This is a genomic window from Vreelandella rituensis, from assembly GCF_003336665.1.
Lineage (GTDB): Bacteria > Pseudomonadota > Gammaproteobacteria > Pseudomonadales > Halomonadaceae > Vreelandella > Vreelandella rituensis.
Genome location: NZ_QPIJ01000047.1, coordinates 1 through 15,357 on the forward strand (window position 1 = coordinate 1; position 15,357 = coordinate 15,357).

Annotated in this window: 15 protein-coding genes; 7 read left to right on the forward strand and 8 right to left on the reverse strand. The window is 58.8% G+C overall.

Annotated elements, in window-relative coordinates:
- Nucleotides 1–49 precede the first annotated feature (49 nt).
- Nucleotides 50–424, reverse strand: a complete 375-nt coding sequence (locus tag DU506_RS16150; RefSeq protein ID WP_181870787.1) for a transposase domain-containing protein — start codon at nt 422–424, stop codon at nt 50–52.
- Nucleotides 425–794: 370 nt separating this feature from the next.
- Here DU506_RS16150 and DU506_RS16155 point away from each other — a divergent pair, with 370 nt between their 5' ends.
- Nucleotides 795–1,262 (forward strand): outer membrane lipoprotein, encoded by a 468-nt coding sequence (locus tag DU506_RS16155; RefSeq protein WP_114487927.1) that lies wholly within the window; start codon nt 795–797, stop codon nt 1,260–1,262.
- Nucleotides 1,263–1,426: 164 nt separating this feature from the next.
- On the opposite strand, the gene DU506_RS16160 is transcribed toward DU506_RS16155, so the two are convergent.
- The gene (locus DU506_RS16160; protein WP_114487928.1) at nt 1,427–1,708 is read right to left on the reverse strand and encodes a hypothetical protein; all 282 of its coding nucleotides are present in this window, start codon (nt 1,706–1,708) and stop codon (nt 1,427–1,429) included.
- A gap of 184 nt (nt 1,709–1,892) precedes the next feature.
- Between DU506_RS16160 and DU506_RS16165 the strand changes: the two genes are divergently transcribed.
- Nucleotides 1,893–2,375, forward strand: a complete 483-nt coding sequence (locus tag DU506_RS16165; protein WP_114487929.1) for an FKBP-type peptidyl-prolyl cis-trans isomerase — start codon at nt 1,893–1,895, stop codon at nt 2,373–2,375.
- 92 nt (nt 2,376–2,467) lie between these two features.
- Here the strand turns inward: DU506_RS16165 and DU506_RS16170 are convergent, their stop codons facing one another.
- From DU506_RS16170 to DU506_RS16185, 4 genes are all read right to left on the reverse strand, one after another.
- Nucleotides 2,468–3,664 carry an MFS transporter gene (locus DU506_RS16170; protein WP_114487930.1) on the reverse strand — a complete coding sequence of 399 codons (1,197 nt, stop codon included), beginning with the start codon at nt 3,662–3,664 and terminating at the stop codon, nt 2,468–2,470.
- 29 nt (nt 3,665–3,693) lie between these two features.
- On the reverse strand, nt 3,694–4,332 hold the full coding sequence (locus tag DU506_RS16175; RefSeq protein ID WP_114487931.1) for a C40 family peptidase: 639 nt from the start codon (nt 4,330–4,332) through the stop codon (nt 3,694–3,696).
- 122 nt (nt 4,333–4,454) lie between these two features.
- On the reverse strand, nt 4,455–6,911 hold the full coding sequence (locus DU506_RS16180) for a DUF1266 domain-containing protein (protein ID WP_114487932.1): 2,457 nt from the start codon (nt 6,909–6,911) through the stop codon (nt 4,455–4,457).
- A 193-nt stretch (nt 6,912–7,104) separates the two neighbouring features.
- Entirely contained in the window at nt 7,105–7,347 is a 243-nt protein-coding gene (locus tag DU506_RS16185; RefSeq protein WP_114487933.1) for a GlsB/YeaQ/YmgE family stress response membrane protein, read from the reverse strand.
- A gap of 141 nt (nt 7,348–7,488) precedes the next feature.
- On the opposite strand from DU506_RS16185, the gene DU506_RS16190 reads away from it, so the two are divergent.
- From DU506_RS16190 to DU506_RS16210, 5 genes are all read left to right on the forward strand, one after another.
- Nucleotides 7,489–8,370 carry a D-hexose-6-phosphate mutarotase gene (locus DU506_RS16190; protein ID WP_114487934.1) on the forward strand — a complete coding sequence of 294 codons (882 nt, stop codon included), beginning with the start codon at nt 7,489–7,491 and terminating at the stop codon, nt 8,368–8,370.
- Nucleotides 8,371–8,495: 125 nt separating this feature from the next.
- Complete coding sequence (locus DU506_RS16195) at nt 8,496–8,693, forward strand: hypothetical protein (RefSeq protein ID WP_114487935.1); 198 nt, start codon at nt 8,496–8,498, stop codon at nt 8,691–8,693.
- Complete coding sequence (locus DU506_RS16200; RefSeq protein ID WP_114487936.1) at nt 8,683–10,083, forward strand: YcjX family GTP-binding protein; 1,401 nt, start codon at nt 8,683–8,685, stop codon at nt 10,081–10,083. Before DU506_RS16195 ends, DU506_RS16200 begins: the two co-directional genes overlap by 11 nt.
- Nucleotides 10,080–11,180 (forward strand): YcjF family protein, encoded by a 1,101-nt coding sequence (locus DU506_RS16205; protein WP_114487937.1) that lies wholly within the window; start codon nt 10,080–10,082, stop codon nt 11,178–11,180. The genes DU506_RS16200 and DU506_RS16205 overlap by 4 nt, the downstream gene beginning before the upstream one ends.
- A gap of 187 nt (nt 11,181–11,367) precedes the next feature.
- Entirely contained in the window at nt 11,368–13,308 is a 1,941-nt protein-coding gene (locus DU506_RS16210; RefSeq protein WP_114487938.1) for an exoribonuclease II, read from the forward strand.
- 146 nt (nt 13,309–13,454) lie between these two features.
- Here the strand turns inward: DU506_RS16210 and rfbC are convergent, their stop codons facing one another.
- Together rfbC and DU506_RS16220 are read right to left on the reverse strand one after the other, a co-directional pair.
- A complete protein-coding gene (gene rfbC, locus DU506_RS16215) occupies nt 13,455–14,003 on the reverse strand; it encodes a dTDP-4-dehydrorhamnose 3,5-epimerase (RefSeq protein ID WP_114487939.1) in 549 nt (182 codons plus the stop codon).
- Between the two features lie 3 nt (nt 14,004–14,006).
- Nucleotides 14,007–15,353: an NAD(P)H-dependent oxidoreductase gene (locus DU506_RS16220; RefSeq protein WP_114487940.1), complete on the reverse strand. Its 1,347-nt coding sequence runs from the start codon at nt 15,351–15,353 to the stop codon at nt 14,007–14,009.
- Between the last annotated feature and the right edge of the window lie 4 nt (nt 15,354–15,357).

Below are 15,357 nucleotides of genomic sequence, written 5' to 3' on the forward strand. Positions count from 1 at the left end.
TCGGGAGAGTCAGGCGTACGCCAGACCACGCCGTCGACACCCAGTAACGTCAGGCCGCACCAGTGGGGATGAGGGGTCTGCTGATGCCACAAGGCCTGGGTCTGCTCGAAGACGCGCTTGATGGGCTCCACCCCAAGCCTTTGACGTGCTTGCACCACGGCACTGGGCGCGACAAAGGGCGCTTGCCGGGCAGCATGATGTCGAGGTGATTGACGATCTGCCCCATCGGGATATGTCGAAACAAGGCCATCCCGACCACGGCCCAGACGACCATGTCCAACGGCAGGCGACGCTTGCGCCGCGTGGCCACACCGGCTTCTTCAAGACAGGTGTCGATCAGTTCGGGAGAGAGTACCTCGGAGAGGCTGGAGAAATCGTCGGGTACCGCCTTGGCGATGGCATCAATGGCGTCGCTGAAATGCATGAGACCTTTCCGTATCAGTTGCCTGACACGGAAAGGTCTCATGATCAGCTTGTTGAGAATAGGCTTAACTGACTGGCATTAGGCCTCAGGCCTCCCTTTTTTGCGTGTTATTTGCACCTTCTTCGCTTTTGTTTATTGCTACACTCGCGCTGAATTCACATGATTCGACATGGATAGCAATTCTATAGGGAGCTTTTGCATTATCCGCTGGTCATAATGGCTTAAGGCGCGTATGTTGTTAAAGAACAGCGTTCTATAACTACATTTCACTCGAAAACCAAGCCCTACTCGAGCCAGCTTTTGGGCGCACCCCTGAAAACACTTAATAATCGTACATACACGTCGTGACGTAACTGTCCTGGAGGTTTTGATGAAACGTATTCTCCCTATTGCCGCAATGAGCCTTCTGACACTAGCGGGTTGTGCCAATACAGCCCCTTATTCCGGTGATGTCTACCGTGGCGATCAGGCAAAAACCAGTCAAAGTGTCAGCTACGGCACTGTCGTGGCGGTTCGTCCGGTACAAATCCAGGCTGACAGCCGTGCCGGCGGTCTCTTGGGTTCGGGTGGCGGTGCCATCATCGGTGGTTTGCTGGGCAATCAGGTGGGTGGCGGTAGCGGCCGCCAGTTGGCAACCGTTGCCGGTGCCTTGGGTGGCGCTGTCGCGGGTACTGCCGCTGAAGATGCGACTAACCGAGTCAATGCCCTGGAAATGGAAATCCGTCGCGATGACGGTACTGATGTCGTCGTGGTACAACGTGCCGACCATCAATTCCAGCCCGGCCAGCGGGTCCGTTTGATCGGTAGCGGCAGAAACGTCAGCGTAGCCCCTTACTGATCCGACAGCGTTTCACGTCCGATAAAGATTAACATCGGACGAAAAATGCCCGGGAAAAATCCTGGGCATTTTTGTTTCTGTTTCATACGGCTATTTCTATTTCTGCTTATATCATTGGTACTTCTGTTTCTATCAAAATGCCTCGCCGGGGCGAGGCACTGACATCAATGGGTGGACTTGCCGGCAAGCCAAGACGCAAGCTTGACTACAATGACTCCGATGATGGCAAGCAGCAACACCACCAGCAGTATATCCACCGGGCGCACAAGGGTAGTGGCACCGAGAACGGCCAGCACTAAAGCCCACATCAAGCGACTTTCCCCATGACTTTTAAGCACAGCAGGAAGCATTTTATCGAGTCCTTGGCTGACACCTTTATCCCAACGGGCGTAAGTAAAATAGAGGATCAAGGCAAACGCAATTACCCAAATCAATAAGATGGTCATGAGAAAGTCTCCGCAAGCAGTTCACTGGACGAGGGGAAAAGATGTGGCATAGGGTATCCCCGCCCGAGCAACGGCGCAACATCGCCGAAAGGCGAGTAAGCCCGGAAATTCTCGTTGCCCCCTGACACAGCCGCGTTCACGCGTTACCATATTGAGACATGCACTCAGCGAAAGGCTATTTCCCATGCAAATCGCACAAAACGCAGTCGTCGCGTTTCACTACACCCTCACCAACGATGAAGGCGAGGTACTGGACAGTTCAGAAGGCCGCGAGCCGCTGACCTATCTCCACGGTGCGGGCAACATTATTCCGGGTCTGGAAAAAGAACTGGAAGGACGTGAAACCGGTGAGAAGCTCACCGTCAAGGTAACGCCGGAAGAAGGCTACGGTGAAGTCCAGACGCAACTGATGCAGGAAGTTCCGCGCGATGCATTCCAGGGTGTGGAAAGCGTCGAGCCGGGCATGCAGTTTCAGGCACAGACTCAGGGCGGCCCCCTGATGGTCACCGTGACTAAAGTGGAAGGTGATACTGTCCTCGTCGATGGCAACCACCCGCTGGCGGGTCAACACCTCAACTTCGATGTCGAAATTGCCGAAGTGCGTGAAGCTAGCGAAGAAGAAGCCGAGCACGGCCATGTGCACGGCGAAGGCGGTGTCGAGCACTGATATCGCAGCCATTTGCGCAATCAGACACAGAAAGGGCGGCCCAGCGGCCGCCCTTTTGTCTTTTCTATCGCCATACCTATTGGTTAATCGTTTTATTGCTTGACCGCCGGCACCCGGCGTTCGAAGCGCCATAGCCCCACGGCGATAACCAACGTCACCGCCAGCAGCAACCAGGAAGCCGTTGCCACGCCTGACCAACCGGCATGGCGCCAGAATGGTTCCAGCCAGAACCCACCCAAGCTCGCCCCCACGTAATAGAACACCAGATAAAGTGCCGAGGCACTGCCACGTGCGCCTTGGGCATGACGACCCACCCAGCTGGAAGCCAATGAATGCGCCAGAAAGAACCCGAACGCATTGATGGTCAATCCCAGAATAATCAAAGGCAATGGCTGGAAAAGCGTAATCCAGGTCCCCAGCATCAAGATCACCACACCCAGCATCATGCACAACGAGGGTGACCAGCGCTTCGCCAGACGCCCTGAAAGCATCGAACCCAGCGTTCCCCCCAGATACGTCAGGAAGATCAGCCCCAGCCCGCTGGCCGCCAACGCATAAGGTGCCTCCGCCAAGCGAAAGGTGATGTAGCTGTACTGATTGATGAAAATCAGAAAATTGATCCCGCCCAGCAGATAGGCTGCTAGTAACACCGGATTGTGTAAATGGCCGCGCAGGTCATCCAGCGCCCTATTCAGCTCGAAACGTCGCGGAACGAATGCCTGGCTCATGGGCAGCAGGCGCCAGAACACCACGCCACCGACCAGGGTCAACCCGCCCACGGTGAGAAACCCGGCCATGGGTCCGCCGATTTCCGCCACACTCCCGCCTATCACGCGTCCACTGATGCCTCCCAATGAATTGGCACCGATATAAAGCCCCACGGCACTGAGCAGCGCCGGCCGTTCGAATTCATCGGCCATCCAGGCAATCGCCACCGCCGGAAGCCCACCCAGCACAAAACCCTGCACCAGACGCAACATCAGCAACGCTTCAAAACTCGGCGCAAAGGCCAGCGCCAACGAACACAACCCCGCCAGCAGCAGGGTAAGGCGCATAATGCCTTCACGACCGATCGCATCCGAGAGAGGGCCGAATATCAGCAGCGAAAATGCCAACGACAGGGTAGCTACCGACATCACCAAACTTACGCCCAGCGTCGAGACCCCGTAAACCTGACGCAGTTCGGGTAAAAGCGGTTGTGGCGCATAGAGGTTGATGAATACCAGGAAAGACCCCAGGCAAAGCGCCAGGGTGGCACGCCACCAGGCGCGACTGTGAGCTTCAATCATGCATATGGCCGGCCGGGGTTCGTCAAGAATTATTGGTTCAGTGCGACACTCAGCTGTGCAATATGGTTTGGCTCGATAGCGCGACGCGACTGCCAGTAATAACGCTGCCAGTAACTGTTATCCAGCCGCGAAATGGTCACCCCTTGAGAGGTAGAGGCATGCAGGAAGTGCCCATCACCCACGTAAATACCCACATGGTTGTAAGGGCCGGGCGGACGGAAGAAGACTAGATCGCCCGCCTGAAGCTCTTGGCGGTCGATCTGGTTTCCTTGATGAATCTGCCCTCGGGTCGTACGGGGTAATTCCAGATTAAACGTGTCACGATAGATATTGCGTACCAGTGCCGAGCAGTCGATACCCCGGTCGGTGGTGCCGCCGATACGATACGGCGTCCCCGACCAGCGTTGGTGCTGGACCATCAAGGCTTGGCGCACCAGGGTAACGGGGGATTGTTGCAAACCACGTCCCTGAGCAATGGGGCTGTTCACCGGCGACATTCGTGCGCTCCCTTGCGTCGCCATACCCGGCAGCGTCAAAGCAAAATAATCGCCGGGTGGTTCGATATCGTCTTGGGAGGGGGAGCCGGCACAACCGGCCAGCAAGACCACTACAAGACAGGCGCCGACTGCACGTACTGCTGTCACAGCAGGGTGTGGCGTAGCATCCATGCACAATATCTCCTGATGACCGATTAAAAAAATGACAAAAATTGAGTAAAAAACGCTGATGCCACGACTATAGCCGGATTAATCGTCGCTGGCGAGACTCAGTCACATCGATTAACGGCGGCTCAATGCAAGGTACGAAAATCTCCCGGCAGCGTATCAATGTGCAGCGGGGCGAAATGGCGTGGCTTGGCACCGGGAAAATCCAGGCTTGTCCAAGCCCCGGCCAAGGGCGGCGCGCCGCTGAGCCATGCGATGAGTGCTTGGCGAAATCCCGCCAGGAAACTTTCACGCTCCGGCGTTTCTCCCATGAAAAAAGAAAATCCGGCATACATGCCCCGCGCATAATCTTCCCAACCGGCATAGTGATTCGCCGCCAAGGCATGGGCTTTTTCCAGCTGAGCGGCGAATTCGGTTGCCGACAGCCAACCCAGCTGGCGCCCAGCGATCGTCAGATCCACCAATTGTGCCACGTCCCAGGCGGCCATATCCACGTCGTTGCACTGGTCTTCGTTATCCCTGACACGGCAGAGCCGCAGCAGATGGTGACGCTCCTCATCGAGACAGTCTCCCGACTCCATGATGGCGATTTCCGCCTCCAGGCGTTCACGATTGAGCGTATAGGGGGCGTAATTGATCTGATATTCCTGACGATCTCCGGACTCCAGCATGAACGCCAGGAATTCCTTCATTTCCGTGGCGCCGTGCAAGCCATAATGCCCATCCACCCATTCACGAATGGCTTGGCACTCACGCTCGCTTTCAGGCTGAGGTTCACTCCAGACAGCTGTATTGAGCGGCCCGACCAGCGCCATGGCGGTAAAATGCGAAAGGCTCGGCCGGGCGCCGGGCTCCTGCCAATCGTCGGGATGCCAGTCCAACCAGTGAAAGATACTGCCCGGGTCTTGCAGATGCCATTGAAGTTCTTGAATCAACGACGCCTCATCAAGTTCGGGCAGGCAAGTTTCCCAGGCAAGCCAAGCTTCCAGCAACCGCCGGGCATCCGGATAGAAACGACACAAGCAACTGCGCAGCGACGCAACAAACTGATCCAGCTCGGTCGCCTCGAAGAGACCGCTGTCCTTCGACATGTGCAGGTAAAAGGCGAATTTTTCCGCCATATGAATGGTTGCCGCATGGCGACTCACCCCTTTGAGAGCATTGCGCTGACGCAAATCGTCGGGCACCGGGTCGCCAAATAGCGTATGGGAGGCAGGCAGAGCCCCATGGGCGGCATCGGCAGCCAATTGATTCAAATGATGCGCCTGGGCCGGCAACCAATAGCGAGCCAACGACCTCGCGCCTTCTTCGGCATGCAGCCCCAACGTTTCCTGAAGGTACTCAGCCGCATCGGCACGGCGCGCTTCAGGTACCGGGCCGCCTGGGTTGGCCTGACGCAGCATCAAGTCCGGCTCACGCACTCCCGCCAGGGCCAATAACCAGTGCCCGGGGTCCCGTCGCCAGGCACGCAAGGCATCTCGCGAGGCCTCACGGGAGGTTGTATCCAACAGGTCGGCCAGGGAAAGGTGCCAAGGGCTAAGCGGGTCCTTGAGCAAAATGTCATGACGTGGCGCTGTCTTGTGGCGCAGGTCCTTGCCTTCAAACAGGCTTTGCCCACGCTGGAATGCCTTCAGCACGGCATGCCAGTCATGGTAGCGCCGCCCTAGCAAATCGACAGCGTGGGCGGCGAAGCCATCAGCTTCCTGTTGGGAAAGCCAACCACAACAGGCACCCGCCCAGGCCAACTCGACCAAACGAAGCCAGTCCCAGGCAGCCCACTCCAACGGTTCACCCTGAGTGACGAAACCATACAGAACCGGCGAATGAGGGTCCTGTGAGGGCATGTTTTCGCGCCACAATATGCGTTGAGAGTCATCCAGCGACACCAGCATATCGGCCTCGATATCCCAACGCTGACGATCGCCTTGGGCTCCCAGCCATAACAAGGCCGTCACCAACTCGTCACGGCTTTGTATCTGCCATACCTGATTCAGCCATTCGAAAGCCTCGGGCCAGTCCTTATCACCGGCGGGATACACAACCACCGGACGCAACAGCGCACATGCCCGCCAGCACTGCTGATCAGTGGCATCTGGCCACAGCGTCGGCACCTTGCCAGCATGCGCCAGCCACTCGATGAGTCGCTCCCAAGTTACGCCCTCGCCTTCATATTCCAAGGCTTCCAGAGCTTCACAGGTGTGCATGAAGCCATCGTCACCTTCGAGCCAGCCGCGTGCATTTCGTGCGCGACGCAAGGCCTTCAGCCAGTGTTCCAGGTCGCTATATTCACGCGTGATGCGTAGCACGAGTTGCCACACCCATGCCCTGGCTCGCGCCTCGCTCAGCCAGCCGGCCGCTCCTGCCAGGGCGGTCAATTCCAGCGCAGAGAGCAGCATCTCGGCGTTTGCCTTAGGTGACAAGGAATCCAGGAGTTGGCCAGCCAGTGCTCCCCGGCTAGCTACCTTCAGCTCAACCAGACGTTGCTCGGCGGCCTCGGCGTCCACCACGGTAGGGTGAGGAGTAAATGCCCAGTCGCATAACACCAACTGCTGGGCCCACCAGGCATTCAGGGGGTCAACCAAGGATCACCTCGAAAAAATACAACCAGGCCGGATGACTACCGGCAGAACGGTTTAGTGTAACGGAAAGCCGGGGACAGACTGCTATTTTGCCAACTCTTTTAACGCTTATCGCAAACGGCTTGACGCTTATCGCAAATAGCCCGGCACAAGGCCGGGCGATATAGGAACATGATTCGGGTTTAGACAGCTTGCATCAGGCTTGCCTGACCTTGCTGATCACCCAAAGCAATACCACCGCCCCCACGATTGCAGTGACCAGTGAGCCGATAAAGCCACCGGCTTGTAGCCCCAGCAAGCTGAACAGGAAGCCGCCGATAACGCCCCCCACAACCCCGACACCGATATTGCCCAGAATACCGAAACCTCCGCCGCGCATGATATTTCCGGCAATCCAGCCGGCCAGCCCACCAATGATCAACCATGCTAACAATCCCATTGCCTTCTCCTCGTGTTTTACCTCTTGGTTCAGCTTGCCATACCATAGTGCATAATAACTTTTGGTACGTAACGACACCTTAGCAGAATGATAGCGTGTGCGAGACATTCGCTCCGCTCGTCCTCACTTCAAGGAGCTTTCATGATTCCCGCCTCGCTCAAGAACTTGCTGAATGCCACCCAAGGGCAACGCTCCACGCACTGGGAAGGCCGCGAGGTAGTGCTGTTCAATACCGCCTGGGGCGAACTGGCGATATCCCTGCAAGGCGCACAGGTATTACATTTTCTGCCTCGTGGCCCGGGTGGAGAAGGCACCGATTGGTTATGGCTGACCCCGACCCCCAACGCCTGCCCCGGCAGCATAAGAGGGGGAATTCCGCTGTGTTGGCCGTGGTTCGGTGACGAACGCTATGCCGATGAAACACCGGATCGCAGCGGCCCCTTTCACGGCCTGGCCCGCAACGCCCCCTGGCGCCTGGAAGCGGTCGATGAGCACGAAGAAGGCATCGAAGCTCACCTTTCTCCCACCTTACGGTTACATTCTCAGCTCACCGCACGGGTGGTCATCCAAGCCAATGCCCAGCGCCTGCATGTTGAATTGATCAGCGAGAATATCGGGCATGAGCCGCTCAAAGTGAGTGGCGCCCTGCACAGCTATCTGTCGGTGAGCGACGCCCACCAATGCCGCCTGGAAGGCCTCGCCGGTGCCCGCTATCTGGACAAGCTCAAGGATTTTTCGGAAGGCGAGCAACAAGGCACACTGGCCATTCGTGGGGCTATCGACCGTATTTACCACAGCAACCAAGCCTTGCTGTTGAACGATGGTCAACGCAGCCTGCGAATCGGCAAGCAGTCCAGTGACTCAACGGTGGTCTGGCACCCGGCCGACAACCTGCCTGCCGATATTCCCGCAGACGCCGGCCGACACTTCTTGTGTGTGGAGGCCGCCAACACACGTCTTGACCCCGTCTGGCTGGTGCCCGATGCCCAGCACCTATTGGGGACAACCTTGAGTCTGGGCTAACGTGAATGTGGCTGGGGCCTGAACCGGCCCAGTCGGTATGATATTGTGCTGAACCAATGGCGACTCTGCTCCGGTGATGCCCTTTTCCAAGGGCATTCTGCGCCAATGTCCTCTAAGGAAGTGTTATGTCTCCACAATACTGGCTTGAAGCAGCCACGCTGGCATTCAACCTGGTAGGTCTGGTGGTGTGTCTCGTCGGCCTGACGCTAGCGCAACGCATGAGGCGCCGCTGGCCGGGCTACCTCATTGCACTGATCGGCTTCTTGATCGCCGCCACACCGATGTTCCATCAATACATCAGCGCCATGCGTTATGGCCAGTGAGCGCGGAAAAATCAGCCGTGAGCTGACCGACCTTCTCGCTCGCGGCCGAGACCGGCAGCTGCGCCTAGCGGTAACCGGGCTTTCCCGGGCGGGAAAGACGGCGTTTCTCACCTCGCTGGTCAACCAGCTGCGCCATGCCGGGCTTGAAGCGCGCCTGGACATGCTGCCTGCGGCCCGGGAAGGCCGCCTGCTGGGTGCCCAGCGCCTCAATCAGCAAGACCTCGGTGTCCCCCGCTTTCCCTATGACCAGGCCATGGCGGCGCTCAATGACTCCCCGCCGCGCTGGCCCGAACCCACCCGGGGCATCAGCGAGTTGCGCTTGCAACTGCGCTATCGCCCGGCGCGCAGTGGCTGGCTGACACCGCAGACCACCAGCCTGACGCTCGATCTGTTCGACTACCCCGGCGAATGGCTGCTTGATTTACCTCTTCTACAGCATGATTTTTTCAGCTGGAGCCAGGCCCAGACCCGAGCCCACGGCCCGCAGCGCCGAGCCCTGTTTACCGATTGGCAAGAAGGGGTAGCCGCTCTCGACCCCGCCGCCGAGGCCGACGAAGCACAGCTAGCCGAACTGGCCGAACGCTACGCCCAGGGGCTGCGCCGCGCCAAGAAAGCCGGATTTTCGGATTTACAGCCCGGGCGTTTCCTGTTGCCCGGCGAGCTTGAAGGCGCTCCGGCACTCCAATTCTTTCCGTTGCCGGGGCTGTTCGACACCCAGCGTGCCGAGCTTGACGCCCTACCCGCCGACAGCCTTTACGCCACCCTGGCCCAGCGTTTTCGCTACTATCAACAGCATGTGGTCCGCCCTTTTTACCGTGACCATTTTCGGCGCTTCGATCGTCAGATCGTGCTGGTCGATGTCCTCGGCGCACTGAACGCCGGGCCGGAACGGTTCGATGATTTATCACGTGCCCTGAACCATTTGATGCAGAGTTTCGATTACGGCAAGCGCAGCCTGCTGACGCGGCTGTTTGCGCCGAAGATCGACCGCCTGGCCATCGCCGCCACCAAAGCCGATCATGTCACCCCTGACCAGCACCCCAACCTCATCCATCTGCTCGAAGCCTTGCTGGCGGAACCGTTGCAGGACCTACGCTTTGCCGATGTGCCGGTCAAGGCATTCTCGTTGGCGGCCATTCGTGCCACCCAGGCCCGGGAAATAACCCAACAGGGCCAACAATCGGCAGCATTACGCGGCACCACCCTCGAGGGAGAAGAGGTATTGGTCTACCCCGGCGACGTTCCCGCGACATTGCCCGAAGCCACGTTCTGGGACCAGCAGGGTTTCAATTTTCCGGCGTTTCGCCCCATGCCGCGAACCACCGATGTCCTGGCGCACATTCGTATGGATAGCGCCATCGACTGGCTGATCGGAGACAAACTCACATGACCCGGCCTTCACCCGACCACCCTAAGCCGCGCAGGCACTTCGCATTGGATGATGATCCGGCGAAGGCCCCACCGACCGACACGGCCTCCGAGTTGCGCGGCCATCAGCAGTTCGGTCAAGAGGTGGCTCACCGCCAGTGGCAAGAAGACCCTGGCGCCGAGGAACAGGCCCTGCCCGCCGCCAGCCTGGGAGCGCCGCGCAAACGTCGCTGGGGGCTTTTGACCGCCGTGGTCGGCGGCCTGGGGCTGGGTGCCGTAGAACTAGCCAGCGGCATGCTTGACGCCCGAGGCAGCGCCGACTGGCTGGCCCTGGCCTGGCAGGGGTTCGGCATCATATTGATCGGGCTGGGTGGGCTCTCTCTTGGCCGCGAGCTGTTTCGCTTGAAGCGTTTACGACACCACGAACGACTTCGCCTTCAGTTGACCCGACTCCCCGAGACGTCCCCCGCTCAAGCCCATGCCATGGCCGAACAGCTGCGTCGACAGTTCAAGCTATCTAGCGACGACCCGCATTGGCAGGCGTTCAGCCAGGCGTGTCAGCCACATCATGACGGCGCCGACATCCAGATACTGCTTGCCCACCACCTTCTGGCACCACGCGACCGGCAAGCCCAGCGATTGATCTCACGGATGTCCGGGGAAACCGCCGTGATGGTGGCCATCAGCCCGCTGACCCTGGTCGACATGGGATTGGTGGCGTGGCGCAACCTGGCCATGGTGGATCGGCTGTGCCGGCTGTATGGACTGGAATTGGGCTATGCCAGTCGCTTGCGCCTGTTCAAGAACGTGCTCCACAACATGGCCTTTGCCGGTGCCAGCGAATTGGTAACTGACGCCGGAATCGACATGCTGTCGCTCGATCTCGCCGGGCGTCTTTCCTCGCGTGCCGGCCAAGGGTTGGCTTCCGGGCTGCTTAGCGCACGTCTGGGGCTTCGTGCCCAACGACTGTGCCGCCCCTTGCCTTTCGACAGTGAGAGCCGACCCAAACTGGCAGATTTACGCCGGGATCTTTGGCATCAACTGAAACGGCTGGAAACCCCGCCTTCCCCGCCACCTTCATCGCAGCATTCCCAGGAGCGCTCTCAAGGGTCGTCATAAAGCACATTCGTACCGATCTTCCCGGAAGCTAAAGGGCTTACTGCACCAAACTGCTCGGTCCCCTGGGTTTATGTGGCTGCAACCGATTGAATTCATGTGCCCGAAGAGCCTTTTCGGTTGCAGAATTTGGCCCCGCGCGAAACCATCCGTATAGTGGCACCCTTATCTCGCCAATTGATCGTGCCCAATGTTGCAGAATAACTCCGTACTCGCTCAGCTCAAGCAGCAGATCCGTAAAACCACGCCGCGCGTCGAAGGCGTGATCAAGGCCACTGCCAAGGCTTTCGGTTTCCTTGAAACTGAGGATGGCACGTCTTATTTCGTGCCGCCGCCCGCCATGAAAAAGGTGCTGCATGGCGACCGCGTCGAAGCCGTGATTCATGAAGAAGGCGACAAGACATCCGTCGACCCGGAAACCCTGCTTGAAGCCGGCCTCGACCGATTCGTCGGCCGCGTGCAAAAGCGTGAAGGTCAGCTTGCCGTCGTGCCCGATCACCCTCTGATCAAGAATGTGCTCAAGGCGCGTATCAGACGCGACCTGGATGAAGCCAGCATCGAAGAAGGTGACTGGGTTGTTGCGCGCCTGGTGCGTCATCCGCTCAAGCCTGATGACCGCGCCTTTTTCGCTCAGATCGACGAGTTAGTGGCTAAAAGCAGCAATCCCGCTGTGCCATGGCGTGTCACTCTGGCCCGCCATGCCTTGGAGCAGGATTGCCCTCCGGCTGCGGATGAATGGCCGCTGATCGATGAAGGCCTGACCCGCGAAGACCTGACCGCCGAGCCTTTTTTCACCATCGATGGTGAAAAGACCCGCGACATGGACGATGCCCTGCGCATCGAGACCCATGAGAACGGTGGCTGGCGCCTGAGTGTGGCAATCGCCGACCCCACCGCCTACATCGAAGAAGGCCATGCAGCCGACCTTGAGGCCCGCACGCGCGCCTTTACCGTCTACTTGCCGGGCCAGAACGTCACCATGCTGCCCGAGCAGCTCGCAGACGACCTCTGTTCGCTATGGGAAGACAAGGAGCGCCCGGTACTCGCCTGTACGCTGGAGATCGGTGCAGACGGCAGCCTGGGCGATTACCGCTTCTTCGCTGCCACCGCCAAGTCCCACGCCAAGCTGGCCTATGAAAAGGTATCCGACTGGCTGGAAGATAAAGGCGACTGGGTCCCGTCTGACGAGATCGGCGAACAGCTCAAGGCACTGCGCGACCTGACCGAAGCTCGCAGTGCTTGGCGTGCCGAACATGCGCTGGTGTTCAAGGACACACCGGATTACGTCTTCGATCTGGATGCTGCCGGCAATGTGCTGGGCATTCGCACCGAAGACCGGCGTATCGCCAATCGCATGATTGAAGAGTCGATGATTGCCGCCAACGCTTGTTGCGCCGACCTTCTGGCCACCCATGTGGGCCACGGCATCTTCAATGTGCACCGTGCTTTCGAGCCGGAAAAGGCCGAGGCCGCTCAGGAGTTTCTCGCCACGCAGGAAATCGAGGTCGAGCGCGAAATGCTCACCGAACTGCCGCGTTACCGTGAACTCAAGCGCGCTCTGGAAAGCCGTGAAGACGCCTGGCTGGATGTTCGCCTACGGCGCTTCCAAGGCTTCACCAGCATGTCGGCCCTGCCTGGCCCGCACTTTGGCCTGGGTCTGCCCGCCTACGCCACCTGGACATCGCCGATTCGTAAATACGGCGACATGGTCAATCACCGCTTGATCAAACGCGTGCTCAAGGGCGAGCAGGCACCGGCGGAAGCCAGCCAGCAGCTCACCGATCAGCTCACCGAACGTCGTCGTTTGAACCGCATGGCCGAGCGCGACGTCAAGGATTGGCTGTACGTGCGTTACCTGACGTCTTCGGCAGAAAATCAGGAAGCCTTTGATGCCGAGATCATGGCAGTCAATCGTGGCGGCATGCGCGTGCGTCTGGTGGCCAATGGTGCCACGGCGTTCGTCCCGGCGCCGTTGATGCACAGTGACCGCAGCAAGGTGGTGATCGACGACAAGGAAGGTCGCATCCAGATCGAAGGCGAGGAACGCTACAAGCTAGGCGATAGTCTGCGCGTGGCTCTCACCGAAGCGCGTGAGGAAACCCGCTCGCTGGTGGCACGCCCTGTCGATTGATCCGGAGTAAGTAAGCGCCTAGGCAGCACCCAAAAGGGGCAGCGATCACGCTGCCCCTTTTTTGTTGGTACGTTTTCTCGTTAGTACGTTTTCTCGTTGGTACGTTTTTTTGGTGCGAGGCGATCGAGGCCTGGATTCGCTGATGCCTAGAAAAGCGTGTCGCTTCGCTCACTGATCAATGACCAACCAGCGTCCTTGTCGGACACCACCGTGGGCGGAAGGGGCCATTCGATCGCAAGACATTCATCGTTATAGCGCAAGCCGCTTTCGGCCTCGGGATGATAGGCCGCCGAAACCAGATAACTGACTTCAACATCGTCGGTCAACGTCTGAAAAGAATGCGCAAAGCCTTGCGGCACATAAAGCTGGTGCCGGTTAGCCTCGGTCAGCTCGAACAGCTGATGGTGCAGGTAGGTTTCCGAGTCTTCACGGATATCCACGATGACATCGACAATCGCTCCCCGGATACAGCGTATCAATTTGGCTTCGGCATGCGGGCGTCGCTGGTAATGCAGCCCCCTCAAGGTACCGCGCTGAGCGGAAAAGGAGGTGTTCTGCTGCACAAAATCACCCAGCAGGCCATGGCGCTCGAACTCAGCACGACACATGGTGCGGGCAAAAAAACCCCGTTCATCCCCATGCGGCTCAAGCTCTATCAGTCTGGCATCCTTGAGGTTCGTTTGATGAAAAAGCATGTCTTACTCCATGGAAGTGGCGGCGGTACCAGGCAGGGGTTCCAAGGCAAACATGGCTTCCTGCTCGGCATACAGGCGGTCGATCAAGCGCCCTGGCGGAATGAGCACATCATCAAAGGTCAGTGCCGCGTCCTTTTCCACATGACCCACCACCTGACAGCCCAGCGCCAGCCCAATAGGCAGCAGCCGTTCCCGCCGGATCACCTCGATGTTTTCAGCCACGCCATAGACTTCAAAGCCGCCGAGCTCCTCGATTGTCTCGCCCTCATGCAAGGTTTTCTTGGCCATGGCGATCACCCCCACCCTTGGGCCATCCAAGGGTGTCAACACCGGATCACGGAACAACACGGCGCGGGCAACGGAGGTGGGCACTTCGAAATGGCACAGATGATAGGGCGTCGTGAAGCAGTAATACGGCCCCTCCCCCATCTTGTAGAGTTCGAGATAATGGCGCTGGCGGGGATTAGCGATGGTGCCCAGCACGAATACACCCGGCCCCGGCCGCGCCCCGACAACGTAGTCGACCAGCCCCGGTCCCGTCGAGTCCAGGTAGGGTTCGAACGCCGATACCGTCTGCTCGATGGGTACCAGGGGACCACCAGGCACCCCGCCGGAAAAATCGGGGCCGAGCATGCCGCGCTGTGCCACTTGCATGCCGATTCCATTGGCAACGATCGCCTGTTCGAACGAAATCTTGGTGCCATCGGCAAAAGACGCTACCATCGCCGGCTTTTGCCCCCAGCGCTTGGCAAAGCTTTCCTGGGTAGCCGGGTTGCGATAAGGGTCATGCAGCCCCTTGATGTTGCCGCACAGCACAGGCTTTACCCCTAGGCCGGCGACGAACCGATAGAGGTTCATCTGTACGCCGGGCTGATCGCCATCGGCAAAGCTGTAGACGACACCCGCCGCATCGGCTTTCACTTTCAGGATGGGACCGATCGTGCCGTCGAGTTCCGCATTCATCTGAATGACGTCTTTACCACTTTCCAGAGCCGCTAATATGGCATGCGCCGCGAACTCCAACGAACCGGTTACCTCGATGATCGCATCCAACCCCTCAGCACGAGCCAGTGCCACGGCATCCTCGGTGACTGCCGGTCGCCCAGCCGCAATCGCCGCTTCCAGTTCCTGCTGGGTGTCACAGGCGACCGGCTCGATCTCGGTTTGCTGGAAGACCTTGATCGCGGCATCCATGTGCCGGTTGGCAATGGCGCAAAGCCGCATTCCAGGTGTCGCGGTCATGATCTGCAGGCCGATACCACTGGCTTGAAACCCCGCCCCGACCATCCCCACTCGAATGGGATTACCTTGTGCCTCGCGTTTGGAAAGCGCTGTATCAACAATAATCATCGGT